The following is a 23,480-nucleotide window of genomic DNA, read 5'->3' on the forward strand; positions in this document are numbered from 1 at the left end:
AGAAAAAGCGCCTAGCGGCGCTTTATGATTCTCTTTTTGGACTCTGTATTTGGCCTATATTAAAACCAGTACAGTAGCGCTAAATTAGTGTGCTTGTTCCCAGTTATCACCTTCGTCAGCTTCAACAATAAGTGGTACATCTAACTGCGCCGCTTGTGACATCAGCTCACAAATCTGTTTGGTATATTGCTCAGTACATTCAGTTTTAATCTCAAATACCAATTCATCGTGTACCTGCATAAGCAGCTTAACTGTATTAGGTGCTTGCTGATTAACCCAAGCATGCACGCTTAACATCGCTTTTTTAATAATATCAGCCGCAGTGCCTTGCATCGGCGCATTAATTGCTGCGCGCTCAGCGCCTTTGCGACGAGCGCCATTGCGCGCATTTATTTCTGGTAAATGTAAGCGACGGCCAAAAATTGTTTCTACATAGCCATTTTCGGCCGCTTTCTCACGCGTTGTTTCCATGTATTCTAAAACACCTGGAAAACGCTCAAAATATTTATCAATATAATGCTGCGCTTCATGGCGTGGTACATCAAGTTGACGTGCTAAGCCAAATGCTGACATGCCATAAATTAAGCCAAAGTTTACCGCTTTAGCTTTACGGCGCATATCTGATGTTACCTCTTCAAGCTCAACCCCAAATACTTCAGCAGCCGTGGCACTGTGAACATCTAAGCCATTAGCAAATGCGCTTAGTAATCCCTTATCTTGCGAGAGATGCGCCATAATACGCAGTTCTATTTGGCTGTAATCGGCAGCCACAATTTTATACCCATCTGCGGCAATAAACGCTTCACGAATACGACGCCCTTCCTCTGAACGAATAGGAATATTTTGTAAATTAGGATCGCTTGAGCTTAATCGACCTGTTGCTGTTACCGCTTGGTGATAAGAAGTATGCACTCGCTGCGTGCGTTCATTGACTATCAAGGGTAACTTGTCGGTGTAGGTTGATTTGAGCTTAGATAAACCACGATGCTCAATAATCACTTTAGGCAATGGGTAATCATGCGCTAACTCTTGTAGTACTTCTTCTGCTGTAGAGGGCGCGCCTTTAGGTGTTTTTTTGATAACGGGCAATTCGAGCTTTTCAAATAACAGCACCTGTAGTTGCTTTGGTGAGCTTAAGTTAAACGGTTCGCCCGCGATTTCAAACGCTTCTTTTTCAAGCTCAAGTAATCGCTCACCTAAACGTTGGCTATGCGTGGCCAACATGTTGCTGTCGATAGCAACACCGGTGCGCTCAATATCAGAAATAACACTTACTAGTGGCATTTCTATATCTTCAAACACCGATTTTAGTTTTTCATCCGCTTCAAGTTTCGGCCATAACACTTGGTGCAAACGCAAAGTAATATCGGCATCTTCAGCGGCATAAGGCGCTGCTTTTTCAAGTTCTATTTGATTAAATGTAAGCTGCTTTTTACCTTTACCAGCAATATCTTCAAAGCTAATATTTTTGTGGCCTAAGTATTTAAGCGCCAACGAGTCCATATCATGACGGGTGCCTACGCTATTAAATACATAAGACTCCAGCATAGTGTCGAACTTAATACCATTTAATTCGTAGCCTGCATTGGCAAGCACGCTTTTATCGTATTTTAGATTTTGACCTACTTTAGCTTTATTTTCGTCTGCTAATATTGGCCCCAACTTTTGCATCACAAATTCAAGGCTTAACTGATCGGGCGCACCGGGGTAATCGTGTGCTATTGGTAAATAAGCCGCTTCCCCTGCTTTAACCGCAAAGCTCATACCGACCAATTGCGCTTTCATATACTCTAAACTGGTTGTTTCTGTATCAAAAGCAAATAGCTCAGCTTCATTAAGCTGTTCTATTAATGTCTCAAATTGGGCCTCAGTTAAAATAGTTTCATAGTGCGCATCTTCAACTTTTGGCAGCTCATTCTCTTGCGTTGGTACTGCTAAATGTGTGTCGGCATCTTTTGGGTTGTCTAGCAATTCAGCTAGCCAACGACGAAACTCACATTCACCGTATAAGGCAATTAATTCGTCTTTATTCGGTGTTTGTAATTTAAAAGTATCAAGATCAGATTCAACCTCAACATCACATTTAATAGTGGCAAGCTCATAGCTTAACGGTAAATGATCAATCGCTTTTGCCAGTTTCTCGCCTATTTTACCTTTTATATCAGAAGCATTATCAATTACGCCCTGAAGCGATCCGTACTTTTGTAACCATTTAACCGCTGTTTTAGGTCCACAGCCCTCAACGCCAGGAATGTTATCTACTTTGTCGCCCATTAAAGCTAAATAATCGATAATAAGTTCAGGTCCAACACCAAACTTTTCAACCACAGTTTCGGGATCTGAAATACTGTCGGTCATGGTATTAATCAAGGTTACATGCTCATTGACCAACTGCGCCATATCTTTATCACCAGTCGATACCAGCACATGACGTTGTTGCTCAGAGGCAATCCGTGCAAAAGTACCGATTACGTCATCGGCTTCCACGCCCTCAATACTAATTAACGGAAAACCCATTGCTTTGATAATACTGTGCAGCGGCGCTATTTGAGTACGCAGATCATCAGGCATTGACGGACGGTTCGCTTTATACTCACTGTACATATCATTTCTGAAGGTTTTACCTTTGGCGTCAAATACCACCACCATATGTGAGGGATCATATTGTTTGATCAAACTTTTAAGCATGTTTACCACGCCATAAATGGCACCGGTGGCCTCACCCTTAGAGTTGGTTAGATGTGGTGGTGAATGATAAGCACGAAACAAATATGAAGAGCCATCAACTAAAATAAGCGGGTTTTCGGGGATCTGAGCCATGGTAAAATTGGATCCTAAATACAAAAAAGTAATATGAGTGTAAGCATGCCATAAGGCAGTAAATAAAACGACTGTGAATTAATGTGAGTAATCGCGCTACATTTTTAGTAAGCTGTGGATAACTATGTAGATAACATCCACAGGCAATTCATCCGAAGCATCTTGAAATGCCTAGATTAATTTGTAATTTATTGTTTTATTTAAAAAAAGATAATTCGAGGTTCTTTTTTATTATTTTTTTATTAATGTGGAAAAAGCATTTATACCGTCACTGGTTTTATAACCCACCTTAATTATTTACGTCCATTTAAATAACTGGATGAGCATTCTAGCATAATGGATCAAAGATCATAGCGATCCTTTATAATTTTTTTCATGGCTACTAATCACTAAATGGCATATAGCGCATAACAACGTGCTTTGCGCCTAAAAAACGAGCAAATAAATTTTTAAATCGGCTGATTCATCGTGTTAAACTTTATTTAAGAGACTTTAATGGAGCGAAATGATATGAAAAATATAGCTGTAATTTTAGCAGGTTGTGGTGTGTTTGATGGTAGTGAAATTAATGAGGTGGTACTGACTTTATTACACATTGAAAAAAATAATGCTCAGTATCAGTGCTTTGCACCTGATATAGAGCAGTACCACACCATTAATCACATCACTGGTGAAGAAATAGCACAGCCGCGAAATGTATTAGTTGAATCAGCTCGCATCACCCGTGGCAATATAAAGTCACTCGCTGAATTAGACGTTACACAATTTGATGCACTCATTGTCCCTGGGGGCTTCGGGGTAGCTAAAAATCTATCTGACTTTGCTATTAATGGCACTAACGCTAAAGTAAACGAGGCAGTACTTAGCGCTTGTAAAGCGTTTGCGGATGCAAAAAAAGCCACGGGTTACATGTGTATTGCACCGGCTCTATTGCCTTTTATTTATCATAAACCTCAGCTTACTATTGGTAATGATAGCGACACAGCCGAGGCTCTTAGCACATTAGGCGCTGAACACGTAGAGTGTAAAGTGGATGATATTGTTATTGATAAAAGCAATAAACTCGTTACGACACCGGCCTATATGTTGGCACAGTCTATTATGGATGCAGATGCAGGAATCGATAAGTTAGTGCGTAACGTATTAGCTATGAGTTAGTCGTAAGGGCTTTGATCGCATTAAAGGCGTGATGATCCCGTTTTATAATTTAACTATGCGCTAAACCATGTAATTTTATTGAGTTAAGACAATCATTAGTCGTATTTCTAAATAAAATCGACTCTGAGCATTTTATAAATGACTTAGTGGAGTTATAATTGGTTTAAATTCCGTCATTTAAAATCGTGATTGATCACGTTCAAATTGAAGTGGGCAAGGCAAAATGAAAAAACTATCAGCTGCAGCATTACTTGTGCTAGCAACCACCGCATACGCACAGCCATATGATAACTCTATGACTGAAGATGCAATTAAAAAACGTTTAGCGCCTATTGGTGCTGTTTACCTTGAAGGTGAAAAAGTAGCGGTTGCTGCACCAACAGGGCCTCGTTCAGGCGAGCAAGTATATCAAGCGGCCTGTTTTGCTTGTCATGGTACAGGTGCTTTAGGCGCTCCTAAATCAGCTGACGATTGGGCTCCTCGTATTGCTAAAGGAAAAGATACCTTATTAGATCATGCAATCAATGGCTTCAATGCAATGCCGCCACGTGGTACATGTATGGATTGTTCTGATGATGAAATAAGCGCAGCAATCGACTTTATGACTGCTAAATAAAATCAGTCAGGCTAAAACTATAAATGAAAGGCTTACTCACAGTAAGCCTTTTTTGTTTCTAATTATCGACTTTTCGCAGCATAATTAAGATAAATATCTACTTGACGCAAAATGTTAAAAGTGGAACTATAATGATTAATAACTATACAAAAAATTATAACTGGTTAAACATCATTGGAAGATAAACTCATTGTACCGAGTAGCGTAGTGCGCCAAAATAAACGACTAAAAGCACTATTGAAAAAGTACAAACATGCCTACCACCTCCACAATGCCCTGATACAGTTATCAGAGCAAGCAAGTACTGTTGCCGAATTAACCTTACTTTACCCAGCTATTCATGACATTTTACAAAAGTATGTCCCGAGTAAAAGCTTTTATGTGGTGCTTGTTGAGCCGCAATCACAACAGTTGGAACTGTCTTATTTTTCTGATGAAAAAGATGGAATTTCTGTACCACTTAATCGGGAGAATAATTTTGAAGAAGGCGCAACGGGTTATGTGTTTAAGCAAGGAAAGACCACTTATTTCACTAAGCAACAAATGCATGATGCTGCACAGCAAGGCTTATTTAAAGCATTAGGTACACCTGCAGAACACTGGGTAGGCGTTCCAGTTTATCAAGAAAAAAATATTATTGGCGTATTAGCAGCGCAAAGTTACGACACTGAGCAGGGTTATAGTTCGCAACAAATAAACCTACTTGAAGCAATGTCACTTTATTTAGCGACAGCTATTGAACGCGTTAAGAAACGAGAGTTGCTCGAATCAGAAGTAAAACTAAGAACCCGTGCATTAACGCAAAGCAATGATGCTTTAAATGTTGAAATACAACAGCGAAAAAGCGCCCTGCAACGCCAGCAAATATTATTTAAAATTTCAGAGCTGACAACTCAAGCTAAAAACCTAGATGATGCTTATTTTCAAATACACGAAATAATAAAAACCATCACTTACGCAAAAAATCTTTATATTGCCTTGTATGATAAAGAAACGGGCTGGATTAGTTTTCCTTACAGTGTTGACGAATTTCAAGGCAGCACCCAACCAAGGCGCTTTGCAAAAGGGTACAGTGAGCTGGTGATCAGCACCGAAGAAACACAAATAATTCACCCGCAAAGAGCACAAGAGTTATTAGATAGTGGCATTGTAGAGCGTGAAAAACCAATTGATGAATCTAGAAGAGCCACCAGCTGGCTTGGCGCTCCGCTAAAAACATCGCAAGGGGTTATTGGTTTAATTGTTTGCCAAGCTTATAATAATGAACATCTTTTCACACAAGATGATGCAGAACTCATTACCTTTGTATCGCATCAAATTGCCACGGTATTACAAACAAAATTAGCCTCACAGGCGCTGAAAAAAAGTCACCAAGAGCTCGCTTCTCGAGTAAACGAAAAAACCAAAGAATTAAGCCAAGCAAATTTGCATTTACAGATGCAAATTGATGAGCGTAAAAAAATAGAACAGCAGCTGTATCACGATGCGCACCATGACTCATTAACAAGCTTGCCTAATCGTAATTTATTTTTAACGCAGCTAGAAAAAACGCTACAGTTTTACCAACGTCACCCTGATGAGCACTTTGCGGTATTGTTTATTGATCTTGATAAATTTAAAGATATAAACGACCAGCTTGGGCACCATGCCGGAGACGAATTTTTAATTAGCGTGGGTCAGTTGTTCTCTCAATGTATCCGTGAGCATGATTTATTAGCACGCTTAGGGGGAGATGAATTTGTAATTTTACTCACTCATTTAACCGAGCCAAACCAAGCTGAAGATGTTGCAAATCGAATCATCAACATCATGCGAAAACCTTTCTGTACAAAAGGTATTTGTGTGCAAAGCGGCGCGAGTATTGGTATCACTTATTCAAAACAAAGCTATAAACATACAGATGAAATTATTAGAGATGCTGATGCCGCAATGTATTACGCTAAAAACTCTGGTAAAAATCGCTTCGAATTATTTCACCCGTTACTCACAGAGCCAATGCTGCAACATGAGTCACAAACATTGCACCATCTTGATGTATTACCTATGACGTTTCGTAGCTCAGATATTATTTCTATGGATGAGCATTATCAATATGCCTCATTATTTGAAGCGTTTGGTGAACACCCTGTACTTGGCTTTACTAGTTTTGATATTTTAAAGAAATTTGCAAGTGATAAAGAACAGCATATAAAAGTAGAACTCCAACTGATTTTACAAGCGTATCAACAAGCGAAAGACGCTGAAATAAGCGTTGCTCTTCTGCCTTGCTCAAGTCTGCTTTTAGAAAAGCATGAGTTCTCTTTATTAACTGCTGCACTAAAGCAGCCATTAAACATTGATCCACTTTGTTTGTTGTTTGATGATCAAGAATTACGTTACGCCAGTGCGCTGCAACTAGAAAACTTAAAACAGCTTAAAGCGCTGGGCTACTCTATTGGTCTAAATAATTTCGCAAAGGATAAATGCGAGCTTAATTTAGTGACCGAGATAGAATTTGATTACTTACTATTAAGCTCCACTTTCAGTAAACGAATATTGCAGCAGGAATGCTATGACTTGCAGCTACAAGGTTTGCTGGCTATCACTAAACTTAAACACATTAAAGTGATTGCTAAAGGCCCGTCAATATTAAACTTCAGAGCCCTTTTAGATAAGCATGGCTTGAACTTGTTTGTTGCCAAACAGCACCCACTTAAAAGCGCGATACGTTCAACACTTATAAGCTCAGAATCAAAATAACGCTAAACACATGCTATTGTGGTTTTTTTAGCATTGCCCTTAAATTTGCAACCCGAGCTTGGCCTTTTTCCATGCGTTCAGCTTGAGTATTAGGCGCTTTTTTGTTTTCAAAGGCTAAGTCATCTTGTGGTAGCTCTTGCACAAACCGGCTGAGCTCCGTTTGCGATGTTTCACCAAATTGACGACGAATTTTAGCATACGTTAAGGTTAGCTCTTGCTGCGCGCGGGTAATACCTACATAGGCAAGGCGGCGCTCTTCGTCTACATTATCCTCATCAATGCTTACTTGGTGTGGTAATAGCCCCTCTTCCATGCCTACCATAAATACATAAGGGTACTCGAGTCCCTTTGAAGCATGCAGCGTAAGTAATTGTACTGCATCTGCTTCATCTTCTTCCTCATTACGCTCTAGCATATCGCGCAGGGTCAATTTACTAACCACTTCAGCTAACGTCATTGGCGGGTTATCGGCATCGCCAGTCAGCATATCGGTGATCCAACGGTACAGCTCGGACACATTTTTCATCCGCATTTCGGCGGCTTTGGCACTCGGTGATGATTCATATAAATAGGCTTCATAATTAATATTTCGCACTAAATCTTTGACCGCTTCTAAGGTATCGCTGCGTACTGCGTTATCCGACAGCTCAACCACCCAACGGGCAAACCCAGCTAACGCATTAAAACCACGTCCTTTTAGCCTGTACCCTAAGTCATTATCAAAACAGGTGGCAAACAAGCTTTGATGTTTTTCATTGGCTAAGGTGCCTAGTTTTTCAAGCGTCACCGTGCCTATTTCACGCCGTGGCGTGTTCACGATTCTTAAAAAGGCATTGTCATCATCTTGGTTCACTAAAAGGCGTAAGTAAGCCATGATATCTTTAATTTCAGAACGTGAAAAAAACGACATCCCGCCGCTAATTTTATAAGGTATACGGTTACTCATTAACGACTTTTCAAAACCACGCGCTTGGTGATTACCCCGGTACAAAATCGCGTAATCTTTATAGCTGGTGCGCTTCATAAACTTATGCGAAATAATTTCTGCAACCACACGCTCAGACTCATGCTCTTCATCGCGACAACCAATGACTTTAATTTGCTCACCATAGCCAAGTTCACTAAAGAGCTTTTTTTCAAACTCATGGGGGTTATTCGCAATTAATATATTCGCCGCTTTAAGAATACGCCCTGCACTACGGTAGTTTTGCTCTAGTTTTATTAATCTTAATCCTGGATAGTCTTTACTTAATAACACCAAGTTTTGTGGGCGAGCACCACGCCAAGAGTAAATTGACTGATCGTCATCTCCTACCACAGTAAAGCGTGCACGTTCACCAACCAGCAATTTTACTAATTGGTATTGGCTGGTATTAGTATCTTGGTATTCATCCACCAGTAAATACCGAAAACGCTGCTGCCAACGTTCACGTGAAGTGGCGTTACTGCTTAAAAGCAGCGTGGGGATCATAATTAAATCATCAAAGTCGAGTGCATTATAAGCGCGAAGTTGGTTTTGATAGCGTACGTACAATTGAGCGAACAAGGCTTTTTGTGGCTCTCTGGCTTCGCGAATAGCTTGCTCTGGTAAAATGAGTTCATTCTTCCAGCTACCAATTTGCATTTTAAGTAGATTAAGTAAGTCTTTGTCTTTTTTAAGCTCATCTTCGGTTAAATCACCGAGTAGTTGATTCGTATCTTGGTCGTCAAACAGCGAAAAACCAGGCTTAAAACCCAGTGTTTTTAACTCTTTTTTGATGATTTCAAGCCCGAGTGTATGAAATGTAGAGACCCATAAACCTTTAGACTCTTGCTTTCCTAAGGTTTGCAAAACCCGCTCGCGCATTTCTTTAGCCGCTTTATTGGTAAAGGTAACCGCCGCAATATTACGCGCTTGATACTCACACTTCTGTACTAAGTAAGCAATTTTGTTGGTGATAACTCGTGTTTTACCCGAGCCTGCGCCAGCTAATACTAAGCAAGGACCACTAATGTACTTTACCGCTTCATCTTGTTTAGGATTGAGTTTCATAACGACCAGCTGATTGCAAAAAGACGGGCAATTTTAACGTAATCACTACAATACGCCTAGCCAATAAGGTAATATTAGTTATTATCATTTTAGGCAACAGGCAAGGGACGACTATGATTAACCCAGCAAAACTTGAAGAAATTGCGAAACAGATCACTAATAACATGCCACAAGGTGTAAAAAACCTGGCTGATACACTTGAAGGTAAAACCAAGCAAGTGTTACAAAATAAGCTTGCCGAAATGGACTTTGTAAGCCGCGAAGAGTTTGATATTCAAAGCCAAGTGCTGATCCGCACCCGTGAAAAGCTAACTGAATTAGAAGCAAAAGTAGCGATACTTGAACAGCAATTATCGGCAAAAATAGACGCAGAATAATAAATATAACGCCATAGACGAACCTGCTTTATGGCGCTAATCACTCAGTTATTAAAATAGCTCGTCGAGCACATAGTAACCCGTTGCTTGTTGCTGCTCTATGCTCACCCTTAGCAATTTATTAGCTACTTGCTCACCGGTTATTGGTCTATACCGTTTGAAGATGCCAAAACGCGTTAACAGTGGCAGTACCACCTCACCTAACTTTTCTGCAATTCTAAGCTCTGATCGCTCGCCGACTAACAAAGACGGTTGCAATATACTCAAGCGCGAAAAACCAAGCTGCTTTACCTGCTGCTCAAGTTCCCCTTTGATTTTTAGGTAACGGCTCATGCTATGCGCATTTGCGCCACTTGATGACACCAAACAATAATGAGGAACACCGTTATTGGCCGCCATTTGCGCACAAATAAATTGGTATTCAAAATCAACTTTACGCTGTCCTGCTGCGCTTCCAGCTTGCTTTAACGTGGTGCCTAAGCAGGAAAAAAACACGTCACCTTTGAATAACTCAACGTAATGTGTCAGGTTCTCAAAATCAATAACATGGCTAGTTAATTTAGGATGAGAAAAGTCTAATTGGCGGCGCGATAAGCTCACTACTTTCGTATAGCAAGGAGATGCTAACAGCTGTTGTAATAACTGGCTGCCCACTAAGCCGGTACTGCCGATTATTAACGCCGTTTTAGCCATATTAAGCGTGACTACCCGCTGACTTGTTCAGTACATGGTGTACTGCCTTTTTATAGCTAGTGCATTCTTCTTCAGCGCAGCTAACTACCGACTCTAAATCATGCAGGTGACCGTTTTCTAATCCATATACCCAGCCATGCACTGTGAGCTCTTGACCTCGTAACCAAGCATCTTGAACAATGCTAGTGCGCGATACGTTACGCACTTGCTCAATCACATTAAGCTCAATTAAACGATCAAGACGCTGTTTTTCTGGTAGAGCATTAAGTTGCTCTAAATGCTTTTCTTTTACATCACCAACATGGCGTAGCCAGTTATCAATAAAGCCAAAGCGATCTTCGTTTAATACCGCTTGTACACCACCACAACCGTAGTGGCCAACAACCATAATATGTTTAACTTTTAATACTTCAACCGCATACTGCATAACCGATAAGCAATTATGATCTGTGTGCACTACCACGTTGGCAACATTACGATGCACAAACAATTCACCTGGTAATAAATCAACAATTTGATTAGCAGGAACTCGTGAGTCAGAACAACCAATCCATAAATATTCTGGATTTTGTTGCATCGATAAAATTTTAAAAAATTCGGGATTAGCTTCGCTCGTTCTAGATGCCCAGCGTTTATTATTTTCTAGTAGGTTATTTAAATTTCTCATTACATCTCTTTTAGGTCGAGGGCGTTAAACTGGCTAAAATTAAAATATTACGGGGTGTTAATTGCTTCTCACAAAATGTACTAACACTGACGTTATAGCCTTGCTGTTGCAAATATAAAGCACGATCGAGCACAAGCCAAACTTCTATTGCTCTTCTAAACACATGTCGAACCAGTTCAACTCGCTCGGTTATCTTTTTTCGCGCCTGCCCAATCAATAAAAATTTATTGTAATCAATATCTTTTGGCAGTTTTAAGGCTTTTTTATCTGCCGCCCACTTACAAAATGATTCAAACGAATCTGAAAATATTGCTTTATTCACTGAGGGCACACTAACATACGCCGACTCACCGGTGAGTGACTTTCTTAAAGCATCAAACCCGAGTCGCCACTCAACTTCTGTTTTTCGTACTTTGCCCACTCGCGATGGAGCCGTGACGGTTTCTTGCAAGGCGAGTTTTAAATCTCGATGAGTTAAATTAAGCGCACTTCGCTTCGCCTGTTCGCTCATTGCTTGATAATTATTCTCGGTAAACAAGTGATAGCAACAAGGTGAAAAACTAATTTGTGTTACTTTGGCCGCACTGGCTTGATGCATAAAAGTTTGATGTAACGCACCGCAGGCATGTAAAGCAACGGCATGGGTTTGTGGGTTAAAAAAATCCTGAGTGTTATCTGTGAGTACATCAGCTTGGCTAAATTGCATAGCAAGCCCCTGTTGCTGCGCACTTTTTTGTCCTTGCTCACATAAGTGAGATTGTAGCTCAATACTGTGCACGCTCGGCGCACCATTAAAAGCTAACATTCGTCCTAAATGGCCTTTGCCTGCACACCACTCTAAAATAGGCTGATCATTGGCAGGTAGCGCACCAACAAAGTCTTGTAGCTGTGTAAACTTTCGTCCTTTAATACCGTTACTAATCCAAAACGGATAATCCGTTCGACTGCTTGTTATGACAGGGAGTGAAGCTAATTGGCTTAATTGCTCAATACCTGGTATGTAAGGTGAAAAAAACTGATAAAGTTGCGCTTGATCAGTATCTAACTCAGCAACGTCCTGATCAGTTAAAGCAGTTAGGGGGTCGTGTAATTCAGGCCACGGTAAACAGTCAAAATCAAACGCAGTACATTGCCAATACGAGCGCGTATTCATCAGTAACGAATCGAGGGCAGTAAATTGCTCAGTTAAGGTCATAACAGCTTAAAATATTAAAAAGGCAATAAATTATACCAGTACACTCGCGCCTAATTAAGCGGTTATTTTTTTAACCTCGCAGAGCAAGGGGATTACTTAACTTTCCCGCCTTTTCTATTGGTTAAATTAGCCATTAGCGTGCTTTGAACATTAACCGTAAATAAAGGGGAATAGAAATAATACTAATAATAATGGCTGCAATCAGCATCCAAGAAAGCTGCAACGTTTCTTGTTTTTTATATTTATAAATAAAATCGGATTTTACTTCGTCAAACTTTGTTTGGTCAATCTCATATAAATCAGCAATTAAACGCCATTTGGCCATCGACATATTACCCACATTGGTGCTTGGTGGCGCAATATAGTCTTTTAGCACTTCGGCCTCATAAGCTAATTGATGAAAACTACGCTCAGGGGCATAAAACTGCTGAGTAATGGCGATGGCTTCATCCATATTCATTACCGCATAGCGCCACCCTTTTAAACTCGCTTGGTAAAACTTTTCTACCGTATCGGGGTGGTACTTAATCATGTTATCACTGGTAAATAAAATATCTGCGTATACGTCCATACCATAACGTTGTGGACATATAAGTCGATGAGCAATACCTTGCTGATCCATATAATAAGGTAAGTCGGTAACATAGACTTCGATGGCATCTATTTTATTTTCCATCCATGCTTTTTGTAATTTATCGCCTTTGTATATAGCCAACTTTTCGGTATTTATACCGCTGCGCTTGAGCATAGTTAACAACTCAGAATTGCTCTCTTTACTCACTTCACTTACACGTTTATTGACAAAATCACGGGCATGAAAAATATCAGAGCTTTCTTTGACCATCCAGCAATAAGGAGAAAACTGTAATATGGCAGCCATGGCTACAAAGGGTTTACCTGCAATACGCTGCTGTAAAATACCAGAATGCGCAACCCCAAACTGGGCTTCACCACGCTCTACCGCGCCAAAACTATTGGGTCGTTTTTGATCTGCAGGCACAATAGTGACGTCTAAACCGGCCTCATCATAATACCCTTTTTGCTGAGCCATATAATAACCCGCAAATTGAAATTGATGTGTCCACTTTAATTGTAGTGTGACTGATTCCTGCGCCATTAACTGGCTACAAAAAAGGCAGGCGCTAATTATCATTCCTTTAAGTAACAAAGAGAGTTTCCAAAAAACGTAGTGATTAACGTAACTATATGTAAAGCAGCTGATAAAGCAAGCATCCACAGAAGATGCCTGCTTAAAATAGGATTATGCTAAGGCGAGCTTTTCAAGCTTTTCTGCTTGAGGTTGTGTGGTTAAAAACTGGGTGAAACACGGGTTATGGGTTTCGTCTTGAACACTGTAACCTAGGCGGTTTAAGTGCTCATTAAACATCTCATATTGACTTGGCTCAATAGCAAAACCTGCCAATACATTACCCGTTGAACCGCCATGATTACGGTAGTGAAATAAAGTGATATTCCAATTACTACCCAGTGTATCTAAAAAGCGCGCTAATGCACCTGGGTACTCTGGAAACTCAAACCGCAGTAAGCGTTCATGTAGCTGCTCTGGCGCTTTACCACCAACCATATACCGTACATGAAGTTTTGCTAATTCGTTATCTGACAAGTCGCAAAACGAATAGCCATTATCGGTTAGGCTTTGTTTAAGCTCCTCAAGTTCTGCTAATCCTTGGCGCAGTGCAATACCAACAAAAATTTGCGCCTCGCCAGGCCCCGCATAACGATAGTTAAATTCGGTAATAGCGCGCCCACCTAAAGATGCACAAAACTGTTTAAAGCTACCGCGTTTTTCATCAATTGTTACCGCTAATAATGCTTCGTTCTTCTCACCCAATGCAGTACGTTCAGCTACATAGCGTAAGCGATCAAAATTTAAATTAGCACCAGACAAAATAGCCGCTAAGTTTAACCCCTTTAAACCCGACTGCTGAGACCATTTTTTAAGCCCTGCAGTTGCAAGTGCGCCTGAAGGTTCGGCAATAGCACGGGTTGATACAAAAATATCTTGCATGGCAGCACATATTTCATCATCTGATACGGTCACCACTTCATCGCAAAACTTTTGCGCCAGTCTAAATGTTTCGCTACCAATTATTTTTACGGCAACACCATCGGCAAAGCTTCCTACTCTTTCTAGCTCTACAGGCTCTCCCGCTTCCATGGCAGCTTTTAAACAAGCGCTTTCATTAGCCTCGACCCCAATCACTTTGATATCTGGGCGCAGCGATTTAATGTATACCGCCATACCCGCCAGCAATCCGCCGCCGCCAACAGGAATAAATACCACGTCTAAGTCGTTCAGCTGTTGCATTAGTTCACGGGCAACTGTGCCTTGACCAACAATGACATCGGGGTCATCAAATGGAGGGACAAATACGCCGTTTCGCTGCTCAGTTAATTCAAGCGCATACGCCTTTGCGGCATCAAATTGATGACCATGTAACACGACTTCCCCGCCCAATGCCCTTACCGCATTAACCTTAATTTCAGGCGTCGTTACGGGCATAACAATGGTGGCTTTATGCCCTAGGTGTGAAGCACTCAGCGCCACCCCTTGAGCATGATTGCCTGCCGATGCGGTTATCACGACCGAGCCCTTTGGCAGCTTATTTAATTTATTAAAAGCACCGCGTAATTTAAACGAGTACACCGGTTGCTGATCTTCACGCTTTAACCAAACATGATTACCTAATCGTGCACTCAATTCGGCCATTTCACTCACCTCAGTCACCTTAGCTAAAGGCTCCATATTGGCTTGGATAATAGCGCGAAAATAATCGAGTTCTTGAGAAACCATACCTAACTAAGCTCCTCCAGTTTGGCTAAATCACGCACCGCACCTTTATCGGCACTGGTTGCTAGTAGCGCATACGCTTTAAGCGCAGATGACACATAACGATCGCGGTTTAGCGGCTTATAAGCTTGTTTACCACGAGCCAATTGTTTTTGCCTGCGAGCTTCGAGTTCCTCATCGCTTAATGCTAAAGTGATTTCTCGAGTAGCAATATCGATGATAATTTTATCGCCATTTTCAACATAAGCTATCGCTCCACCGCTGGCAGCCTCGGGAGACACATGACCAATTGATAAACCCGATGTGCCCCCTGAAAAACGCCCATCAGTAATTAATGCGCACTTCTCTGCCAAACCTTTTGATTTTAAGTAGCTGGTTGGGTATAGCATTTCTTGCATGCCTGGGCCGCCTTTAGGGCCTTCGTAACGAATTACAACTACATCGCCGGCTTTTACTTCACCATTTAAAATCCCTTCTACAGAGTCATCTTGAGACTCATAAACAACAGCAGTGCCTTCAAAGTGCAGCATTTCATCGACAACGCCGGCACTTTTAACAATACAGCCATCAACCGCTAAATTACCTGAAAGTACCGCGAGGCCGCCATCTTGACGAAATGCATGTTCAACACTGCGAATACAACCATGTTCACGGTCATTATCCCCTTCGTCCCAACGGCAATCTTGGCTCATGGCTTTAGTAGTACGAATACCAGCGGGACCCGCGCGGTAAAACTTTCGCGCCACTTCGTTATTAGGATCCGTTGCATCCCATTTTTTTACCAGCTCACCCATGGTCATGCCGGCAACATGATTAACCGATAAATCAACCAAGCCGGCTTTACCAAGCTCGCGTACTATGGCCATCATGCCACCAGCGCGGTGTACGTCTTCAATATGGTATTGCGCGGTAGCTGGGGCAACTTTACATAAAAACGGGGTTTTACGTGAAAGTTCATCAATGTGTGACATATCAAAATCAACGCCAGCTTCTTGTGCCGCTGCGAGTAAATGTAATACCGTATTTGATGAGCCGCCCATGGCAATATCAACCACCATAGAGTTCATAAATGCGGTTTTATTAGCGATGGCACGAGGCAGTACGTCTTGGTTATCTTTTTGGTAATACTCGCGGCATAAATCAACGATGCGAGCACCTGCTTCAACATACAATTGTTTACGGTCTTTGTGGGTCGCAAGCGTGGTACCGTTACCCGGCAGCGCAAGGCCTATTGCTTCTAATAAACAGTTCATTGAGTTGGCAGTAAACATCCCTGAACACGACCCACAGGTAGGGCATGCAGAGCGTTCAACTTGCTCTGAGTCGGCATCACTTACCGATTCATCGGCACCTTTAACCATGGCATCTACTAAATCGAGTTTAATATCGATATTGGCTAATTTAGTTTTACCCGCTTCCATAGGGCCACCCGATACAAAAATAACCGGTATATTTAAACGCAGCGCCGCTAACATCATCCCAGGGGTGATTTTGTCGCAGTTTGAGATACAAATCATCGCATCAGCACAATGGCCATTGACCATGTACTCTACCGAGTCGGCTATTAAATCGCGCGATGGCAGTGAATAAAGCATACCGCCGTGCCCCATGGCAATACCGTCATCTATGGCGATGGTATTAAATTCTTTTGGAACACCGCCCGCTTGGGTGATGGTTTCAGCCATTAGTTCACTGAGCTGATTAAGATGCACATGCCCCGGCACAAATTGTGTAAATGAGTTAACCACAGCAATAATGGGTTTACCAAAGTCGGTGTCGGTCATGCCTGTTGCACGCCATAATGCTCTTGCGCCTGCGCGTTTACGTCCTTCAGTAGTCGTTGCACTTCTTAATTTAGCCATAGTTACCTCAGTATTTGCCGCAATAAATGCGGGCATTCCTCATTCTTAAAATTGATGAGTAACCACGTGAACAGTTACTCGTAAAATCTGTTAAATTTTTTGTTATACAGCTTGTTGCTGTAAGCTTTGCAGCGTGACATGTTTCACATCAACCAATTTATTTAGTTGACTGGTAAGCAAATAAATTGGTTTATCGCTATCAACCGTCATGGCCATATTATATTGGCCATCGTCCATATTGAGCTGCAAGTGAGTTAAATCAAAACCACGATGACGCACGACACGTAAAAAGCGCTCGATTGCGACACTTTGGCTTTTTAAGGCAATAGTTAAACTGTGTTTCATTGTGCTTTCTCCGTCATCATTTCATCGTTAGCAGCCCCAGGTGGAACAAGTGGCCATACGTTTTCTTTATCATCAATACAAGCATGAACAATGTAAGGTCCATCGCTATTTAATAAGGCTGTGATTGCATCATCCACTTGATTGGCATGGGTAATCGCTTGCCCCGCAATACCAAAAACAGCCGCTAGCTGTACAAAGTCAGGGTTATCTGACAAGTTGGTTTCGCTATAGCGCCCTTCAAAAAATAACTCCTGCCATTGGCGAACCATGCCTAAACGCTGGTTATCAAGTATCAGTATTTTTACTGGTAAATTATTACGACGAATAGTGGCAAGCTCTTGGATATTCATCATGATTGAACCATCACCTGATACGGTGATCACAAAGTCATCTTTTCTCGCTATTTGTGCGCCGATTGCCGCAGGTAAACCAAATCCCATGGTGCCTGCACCGCCACTGCTTAAGTGGTTGCATGGATGGTTAAATTTCATATGCTGCGCAACCCACATTTGGTGCTGACCCACATCGCAGCAAACAACACTGGTGCTTGGCATACGCTGGCTTAGTTGATTAAGTAAATAAGGGGCAAATACTTTTTCACCAGGGTAGTCGTAGCGCCATGCATGCTTAACCATCATTTGTTTATTATGATCACACCACGCTTTTGGCGTAACGACGCACTCAAGGGCGGGAAGTGAGGTTTTTAAATCAGCAATTAAAGAAGCCTTTGCGGGTTTACGTTTACCGACCTCGGCTGCATCTATGTCTAAATGAATCACGTTTGCTTTTGCAGCAAACTTAGCTAAGTTGCCTGTTACACGATCATCAAAGCGAGCGCCAATACACACTAATACATCACATTCTTGCACGGCTAAATTAGCCGCTTGACCGCCATGCATACCTAGCATGCCTAAATCATATTCGTAATCAGGTAATACACTGCCCAATGCTTTAAGGGTTGAAACCGCAGGCATTTGCGTTTTATTTAAAAATTGCATTAATTCATTTTGCGCATCAGCGGCATGAACGCCCCCACCAACATAGGCAACAGGCCGTTTGGCTTCACTAAGTAATTGATTGGCGATAGCAACTTGGTTTAAATCAAGTTGAGGTAAGTATTCATCTGCCGCTAACCAAGGTTTAAAAGGCACCTGCGCCATTTGAATGTCTTTGGGGATATCAACTAAAACGGGGCCTGGACGGCCGCTTTGTGCTAAATGCATCGCTTCTTGTAATATTTCGGCTAAATCTTCTGCTCGCTCAACCATGTAACTGTGTTTAGTACACGAAAGCGACATGCCAAGCACGTCAATTTCCTGAAAAGCATCAGAGCCAATAGCAGCGGTTGGTACTTGCCCTGTAATAGCAAGTAAAGGCACTGAGTCCATCATGGCATCTGCCAATGCGGTAATTAAATTAGTAGCTCCAGGGCCTGATGTTGCCAAGCACACACCTAAACGTCCAGTACTGCGTGCATAGCCCACGGCGGCAAACCCTGCACCTTGCTCATGACGAGTAAGATAATGTTTTACAGGCGCACCATACAAGGCATCGTAAATGGGCATAATAGCACCACCTGGGTAGCCAAATACTTCATCTACGCCGTGTTTGGCGAGTAAATCTATTGTTAGTTCTGCGCCTGTCATTAGTAAATCCTCATTCCTGTGTGACAACCCATTAAAAATTTAACTCTAAAACTAAAAAGCCCCCCGGACGGTTAAGTGCGGAGGGCTTTTCAATGCTTAGTTTTTTAAAGCACTACGAAGCCCTCGCGGGAATAATCACCACGATAATAATCAGGACTAGGTTAAGTGCATTTTTAAGCATAAAATTCAGTACCATTTAAGATTTAGTCATTGCGAACATCTTGTTTCGCCGTCTTTTTATATTAGTACCGCGCTCAGGGCGGTAAGTCAACACCAAATTCAATTCAAAATAATTATAAAAATACGCTTACTCAGGTTTTAAAATTCAATTAAACCAGGTTAAATAGATTTTTTATCCCTTCATTTCAACTCAGGAAATTCACTATTCTTATAACACTGAATTCTGGTTTGATTAATTTTTAGTAAGCCACCTCATTTTTATCTAACAAAATTAAAATAAATCGATTTCTTAAGAGTTTCTTAAGTCTGGCAGCCTAGCATAACAACGTTCACGAAAAAGAGGCGTGTTATGAACCCAACTTTCAAACTCAGTAAGCAACCGCAAGAAAATACTAAAAAACGCTTTTATTTTAATTGCAGTGCTAATGCATTCATTATTTTTATGGCTTGTTATTACGGCTTAGTTATTAATATTCCATTTATGCATGGTGCGTTTAGCGCTATTACCTCGTTGCACACATTTTCATGGCTATTTTTGTTTTCTGTGCCGTTACTACTGATTTGTTTGCTAATCATATTCTTTTCAGTGGTTTCTATTCGGGGAATACTAAAACCCATTAACTACTTGCTGCTAGTGCTCTCGAGTGCGGCGTTATATGGCTCATTGAACTATGGTGTGGTGTTTGATTATTCCATGATACAAAACACCGTCGAAACTGACTCTAGTGAAGCGTTAAGCTATTTAAACCTGCAACTTGTTGGCTTTTTACTGCTTTTTGCCGCATTACCTGTCTTTATTTTGAGTAGAATAAAAATAAACTGCGCTCGCCCATACAAAGAAGTTATTAGCCGTCTTAAACTGCTTTTAGCAAGCTTTGCACTGATTGCATTAGTGGTCGTTAACTTTTACGCCGATTACGCGGCAACGGGTCGTAATAACCGTATTCTTAAAAAAGAAATTATTCCATTTCAATATCTCTCTAGTGGCTACAAATACGCCCGTGACCAGTTACTTTATAGCGATATTGAATTTAAAAATATTGATACCACGCCAACTTTAGCATCGCCAAGCACAACACGAGTTACTGTCATCGTGGTAGGTGAAACCGCTCGAGCTGAAAATTTTTCCTACCAAGGCTATGAGCGTAATACCAACCAATACACGCAAAAACATAATGTCACTTATTTCGATAACGTATCGTCGTGTGGCACGGCTACAGCAGTGTCAGTACCATGTATGTTTTCACTGCAAACTCATGCCAATTTTTCTCGTTTAGACAGTGATAACCAGCAAAACGTAATTGATTTGATACAACAAGCAGGCGCAGATGTCTTGTGGGTTGATAATAACAGTGGCTGTAAAAACGTCTGCACGCGCGTACCTACCATTAATATTGATACCAAAGCATCTGAACTATGTGATGGTAAATACTGTTTTGATGAAGCGTTACTAGCCCCTTTAAAGCACAAGCTTGCCAATTTGAGTCAGGCTAATACGGTTATAGTGCTGCATATGATGGGTTCACATGGCCCTACTTACTTTAAGCGCTACCCTGAAAAATTTAAACAGTTTAGTCCAACCTGCGACCGCAGCGATATTCAAAACTGTAGCGCTGAAGAACTGGTTAACACCTACGATAATACAATTGCTTATAGTGATTTTATCAACGCTCAAGTTATTGAACAGTTAAAGGCACTGCCAGCTAATATTGATAAGCAGTTACTGTATGTGTCAGACCATGGCGAGTCGCTCGGTGAAAATGGCGCATACTTACATGGCTTTCCCTATGCATTTGCACCAACAGCTCAAACCCATGTGCCTCTTTACATCTGGGCTGATGAGCATAATCAGCGCATTACAGCCAAGTGTCTAAACAACTTAAATAGCACTTTAGCGCAATCACACGATGCTATTTTTCATACCCTTTTAAGCTTAACCGGTGTTGCGAGTAAAACCTACCAAACCTCTGAAGATTTACTCGCGTCATGTCAAACGATTAACCATAGCGAAACTAAAATATGAATAATAAAACCGTTATAAAACGCCAAGGCCTAATGCGCCTAATTTTTACCTTAAGCCATACATTTAACGGCCTAAAATGGATGAGCCGATTTGAGGCTGCTTTTCAGCAAGAGTTGGTTTTATTTAGTTTGCTAGGCGTATTTGCCTGCTTGCAAGAAATTACTTTAAGTAGCAAATTAATCTTGATTGCCAGCTTATTGTTTGTGTTATTTGCTGAGTTGGTCAATACCGCAGTCGAAGTGGTGGTTGATCGCATCGGTAGCGAATATCATGAACTATCAGGCCTAGCTAAAGATATTGCATCCGCCAGTGTCTTTATCGCCATGCTTATTGCTATTTTAGTTTGGTGGTCTGTGCTATGGACTTAATCAGTAGCACTAAAAAAGTACTGGGGCCATTGTGGGTTTTAGCGGTATTTTTTTTCGCACTCCTATGCTTGCTAACTTTTGCGCGATTAGGTTTAAGTTTGTGGCAAAGTGGCCGTGTATTTACCGAAGGCGCCTGGCACTTTGTTTTTGTAGGCGGTTTACGTGTTGATATAGCAACATTATGCTACATCATAACCCCCGCTTTGTTACTAACACTTGCAGCACATGCTCTCAAATTAACTGCTTATATTCGAGGAGTCGTAAAGTGGTATTTAGTAATAATGGCTGCAATGTTAGTGTTTTTTGAGGTTATTACACCCACGTTTATTAACGAATACGACTTACGCCCTAATCGCCTATTTATTGAATACCTTATTTATCCTAAAGAAGTCTCTAAAATGATTTTTTCAGGTTACAAACTCGAAGTCCTCTTCGCTGTTTTAGCGCTCGTTTTCACCATTAAATTTGCTAACAAAATTCTTACTCAGCAATGGCAAAACCGCTCGTCCCTAGGGGCAATAAAACTATCACTATTAGCTGTTATTATATGTAGCCTAACACTGTTAGGCGCTCGAAATTCATTAGGCCATCGTCCATTAAACCCCGCTATGGTGGCATTTTCGACCGACCACTTGCTGAATGACCTCACGCTTAATTCATCATATAGTGTAGCATTTGCGTTAAAACAGCTCTCCAATGAGCAATCAAGTCAGGCATATTATGGCAAGGTCCCTCAAGAGGAGTTACTCGCCACAGTACGTAGTACCATGCAAAATCCTCAAGCAATATTTAATAATCCAAATGCCCCTACCCGCACTTTTCATCAGGCAAGCTACCAAGGTAAAAAGAAAAACCTGGTTATTATTCTGCAAGAAAGCTTGGGCGCTCGTTATGTAGGTACCTTAGGTGGCTTACCCTTAACGCCTAATATAGATGCACTTTATCAACAGGGCTGGGGATTTGATAACTTATACGCTACCGGCACTCGCTCTGTACGCGGTATTGAAGCAGTTATAACCGGTTTTACACCGACTCCCTCACGCGCGGTTGTAAAACTCGATAAATCACAACGTGACTTTTTTACCTTGGCTAGTTTTTTAGCAAAGCAGGACTACCATACTCAGTTTATTTATGGTGGAGAAAGTCACTTTGACAACATGCGTAGCTTCTTTTTGGGTAACGGCTTTAGTGATATTGTTGATAGTGAAAGCTTCGATAACATTAACTTTAATGGTTCATGGGGCGCATCTGACGAAGATTTATTTACTCAAGCAGATAAAGAGCTGAATAAATTACAACAACAGCAAAAGCCATTTTTTAGTCTGATTTTTAGTAGTTCTAATCATAGCCCTTATGAATTTCCGGACGGTAAAATAGCCCTGTTTGAGCAACCAAAGCAAAGCCGTAATAACGCAGCTAAATATGCAGATTATGCCCTAGGCACATTCATTGAAAAGGCGAAAAAGTCATCTTACTGGGACGATACTGTGTTTATAGTGATTGCTGATCACGACTCACGCGTGTCTGGTTCCAGCCTTGTACCTATTGATCACTTTAGAATTCCTGCGGTTATTTTTGGAAACGGTATTAAGCCCAAACGCGATCATCAATTAGCCAGTCAGCTGGATATTCCTACCACCTTACTGTCGCTTATTGGCGCCAGCGGTGAACACCCAATGATTGGTCACGATCTCACTCGCCCTGTGGCCAAAAATAAGCAGCGTGCAATGATGCAGTACGATAAAAACTTTGCTTACATGCAAAATGATAACGTTGTTATTTTGCAGCCAGATAAACCGGCAACCACCTATATTTATAAAAATAAGCAATTACACCCCAAACATAACGATAGCGCACTCATCAAGCAAGCTCGTGCGCTGGCTAATTATGGCAACATGGCCTACAGCAATAATTGGTATCAATAACACCGAAAAATGCCTGATTGAT

17 protein-coding genes are annotated in these 23,480 nt (G+C 41.3%); 7 read left to right on the forward strand and 10 right to left on the reverse strand.

The window, feature by feature from the left end; all coding sequences use genetic code 11:
- Positions 1-84: 84 nt before the first annotated feature.
- Positions 85-2,820 carry a DNA polymerase I gene (gene polA, locus BM380_RS14110; protein ID WP_090494879.1) on the reverse strand — a complete coding sequence of 912 codons (2,736 nt, stop codon included), beginning with the start codon at positions 2,818-2,820 and terminating at the stop codon, positions 85-87.
- Positions 2,821-3,330: 510 nt separating this feature from the next.
- On the opposite strand from polA, the gene elbB reads away from it, so the two are divergent.
- The 3 genes from elbB (at position 3,331) to BM380_RS14125 (ending at position 7,333) form a co-directional block, all read left to right on the forward strand.
- Complete coding sequence (gene elbB, locus BM380_RS14115; RefSeq protein ID WP_028834474.1) at positions 3,331-3,978, forward strand: isoprenoid biosynthesis glyoxalase ElbB; 648 nt, start codon at positions 3,331-3,333, stop codon at positions 3,976-3,978.
- 223 nt (positions 3,979-4,201) lie between these two features.
- Complete coding sequence (locus BM380_RS14120) at positions 4,202-4,594, forward strand: c-type cytochrome (protein WP_016899314.1); 393 nt, start codon at positions 4,202-4,204, stop codon at positions 4,592-4,594.
- 174 nt (positions 4,595-4,768) lie between these two features.
- Positions 4,769-7,333, forward strand: a complete 2,565-nt coding sequence (locus BM380_RS14125; RefSeq protein ID WP_090494881.1) for a bifunctional diguanylate cyclase/phosphodiesterase — start codon at positions 4,769-4,771, stop codon at positions 7,331-7,333.
- 13 nt (positions 7,334-7,346) lie between these two features.
- On the opposite strand, the gene rep is transcribed toward BM380_RS14125, so the two are convergent.
- Positions 7,347-9,365: a DNA helicase Rep gene (rep, locus tag BM380_RS14130; protein WP_090494883.1), complete on the reverse strand. Its 2,019-nt coding sequence runs from the start codon at positions 9,363-9,365 to the stop codon at positions 7,347-7,349.
- A gap of 113 nt (positions 9,366-9,478) precedes the next feature.
- Between rep and BM380_RS14135 the strand changes: the two genes are divergently transcribed.
- Positions 9,479-9,742, forward strand: coding sequence for a ubiquinone biosynthesis accessory factor UbiK (locus BM380_RS14135; protein WP_090494884.1), 264 nt, complete (start codon positions 9,479-9,481; stop codon positions 9,740-9,742).
- Positions 9,743-9,793: 51 nt separating this feature from the next.
- Here the strand turns inward: BM380_RS14135 and BM380_RS14140 are convergent, their stop codons facing one another.
- The 8 genes from BM380_RS14140 to ilvG form a co-directional block, all read right to left on the reverse strand.
- Entirely contained in the window at positions 9,794-10,435 is a 642-nt protein-coding gene (locus BM380_RS14140; protein ID WP_090494885.1) for an NAD(P)H-binding protein, read from the reverse strand.
- A 1-nt stretch (position 10,436) separates the two neighbouring features.
- Complete coding sequence (can, locus tag BM380_RS14145; protein WP_024602124.1) at positions 10,437-11,102, reverse strand: carbonate dehydratase; 666 nt, start codon at positions 11,100-11,102, stop codon at positions 10,437-10,439.
- Between the two features lie 10 nt (positions 11,103-11,112).
- Entirely contained in the window at positions 11,113-12,297 is a 1,185-nt protein-coding gene (locus BM380_RS14150; RefSeq protein WP_024602123.1) for a methyltransferase, read from the reverse strand.
- 133 nt (positions 12,298-12,430) lie between these two features.
- Entirely contained in the window at positions 12,431-13,414 is a 984-nt protein-coding gene (locus tag BM380_RS14155) for an ABC transporter substrate-binding protein (RefSeq protein ID WP_090494906.1), read from the reverse strand.
- A 144-nt stretch (positions 13,415-13,558) separates the two neighbouring features.
- Positions 13,559-15,112, reverse strand: a complete 1,554-nt coding sequence (gene ilvA / locus BM380_RS14160; RefSeq protein WP_013463863.1) for a threonine ammonia-lyase, biosynthetic — start codon at positions 15,110-15,112, stop codon at positions 13,559-13,561.
- Positions 15,113-15,114: 2 nt separating this feature from the next.
- Positions 15,115-16,971 carry a dihydroxy-acid dehydratase gene (ilvD, locus tag BM380_RS14165; protein ID WP_013463862.1) on the reverse strand — a complete coding sequence of 619 codons (1,857 nt, stop codon included), beginning with the start codon at positions 16,969-16,971 and terminating at the stop codon, positions 15,115-15,117.
- A gap of 102 nt (positions 16,972-17,073) precedes the next feature.
- Entirely contained in the window at positions 17,074-17,316 is a 243-nt protein-coding gene (gene ilvM / locus BM380_RS14170) for an acetolactate synthase 2 small subunit (protein ID WP_028834467.1), read from the reverse strand.
- Positions 17,313-18,962: an acetolactate synthase 2 catalytic subunit gene (ilvG, locus tag BM380_RS14175; protein ID WP_090494887.1), complete on the reverse strand. Its 1,650-nt coding sequence runs from the start codon at positions 18,960-18,962 to the stop codon at positions 17,313-17,315. The genes ilvM and ilvG overlap by 4 nt, the downstream gene beginning before the upstream one ends.
- 529 nt (positions 18,963-19,491) lie before the next feature.
- On the opposite strand from ilvG, the gene BM380_RS14180 reads away from it, so the two are divergent.
- From BM380_RS14180 to BM380_RS14190, 3 genes are read left to right on the forward strand one after another with little or no spacing between them, the layout of a single operon-like run.
- Positions 19,492-21,165, forward strand: a complete 1,674-nt coding sequence (locus BM380_RS14180; protein WP_028834465.1) for a phosphoethanolamine transferase — start codon at positions 19,492-19,494, stop codon at positions 21,163-21,165.
- Positions 21,162-21,533, forward strand: a complete 372-nt coding sequence (locus BM380_RS14185) for a diacylglycerol kinase (protein ID WP_008112748.1) — start codon at positions 21,162-21,164, stop codon at positions 21,531-21,533. Before BM380_RS14180 ends, BM380_RS14185 begins: the two co-directional genes overlap by 4 nt.
- On the forward strand, positions 21,524-23,458 hold the full coding sequence (locus BM380_RS14190; protein WP_013463858.1) for an LTA synthase family protein: 1,935 nt from the start codon (positions 21,524-21,526) through the stop codon (positions 23,456-23,458). Before BM380_RS14185 ends, BM380_RS14190 begins: the two co-directional genes overlap by 10 nt.
- Positions 23,459-23,480: the final 22 nt, after the last annotated feature.

Origin of the sequence: Pseudoalteromonas sp. DSM 26666 (assembly GCF_900116475.1) — a bacterium.
GTDB lineage: Bacteria > Pseudomonadota > Gammaproteobacteria > Enterobacterales > Alteromonadaceae > Pseudoalteromonas > Pseudoalteromonas tetraodonis.

Bases quoted from the DNA above. Each gene is read 5' to 3' on its own strand.
- elbB (WP_028834474.1), top strand. From the start codon at position 3,331: ATGAAAAATATAGCTGTAATTTTAGCAGGTTGTGGTGTGTTTGATGGT.
- BM380_RS14155 (WP_090494906.1), bottom strand. From the start codon at position 13,414: ATGGCGCAGGAATCAGTCACACTACAATTAAAGTGGACACATCAATTT.
- ilvG (WP_090494887.1), bottom strand. From the start codon at position 18,962: ATGACAGGCGCAGAACTAACAATAGATTTACTCGCCAAACACGGCGTA.
- ilvA (WP_013463863.1), bottom strand. From the start codon at position 15,112: ATGGTTTCTCAAGAACTCGATTATTTTCGCGCTATTATCCAAGCCAAT.
- can (WP_024602124.1), bottom strand. From the start codon at position 11,102: ATGAGAAATTTAAATAACCTACTAGAAAATAATAAACGCTGGGCATCT.
- BM380_RS14185 (WP_008112748.1), top strand. From the start codon at position 21,162: ATGAATAATAAAACCGTTATAAAACGCCAAGGCCTAATGCGCCTAATT.
- BM380_RS14140 (WP_090494885.1), bottom strand. From the start codon at position 10,435: ATGGCTAAAACGGCGTTAATAATCGGCAGTACCGGCTTAGTGGGCAGC.
- BM380_RS14135 (WP_090494884.1), top strand. From the start codon at position 9,479: ATGATTAACCCAGCAAAACTTGAAGAAATTGCGAAACAGATCACTAAT.
- BM380_RS14180 (WP_028834465.1), top strand. From the start codon at position 19,492: ATGAACCCAACTTTCAAACTCAGTAAGCAACCGCAAGAAAATACTAAA.
- ilvM (WP_028834467.1), bottom strand. From the start codon at position 17,316: ATGAAACACAGTTTAACTATTGCCTTAAAAAGCCAAAGTGTCGCAATC.
- BM380_RS14190 (WP_013463858.1), top strand. From the start codon at position 21,524: ATGGACTTAATCAGTAGCACTAAAAAAGTACTGGGGCCATTGTGGGTT.
- ilvD (WP_013463862.1), bottom strand. From the start codon at position 16,971: ATGGCTAAATTAAGAAGTGCAACGACTACTGAAGGACGTAAACGCGCA.
- rep (WP_090494883.1), bottom strand. From the start codon at position 9,365: ATGAAACTCAATCCTAAACAAGATGAAGCGGTAAAGTACATTAGTGGT.
- BM380_RS14120 (WP_016899314.1), top strand. From the start codon at position 4,202: ATGAAAAAACTATCAGCTGCAGCATTACTTGTGCTAGCAACCACCGCA.
- BM380_RS14150 (WP_024602123.1), bottom strand. From the start codon at position 12,297: ATGACCTTAACTGAGCAATTTACTGCCCTCGATTCGTTACTGATGAAT.
- polA (WP_090494879.1), bottom strand. From the start codon at position 2,820: ATGGCTCAGATCCCCGAAAACCCGCTTATTTTAGTTGATGGCTCTTCA.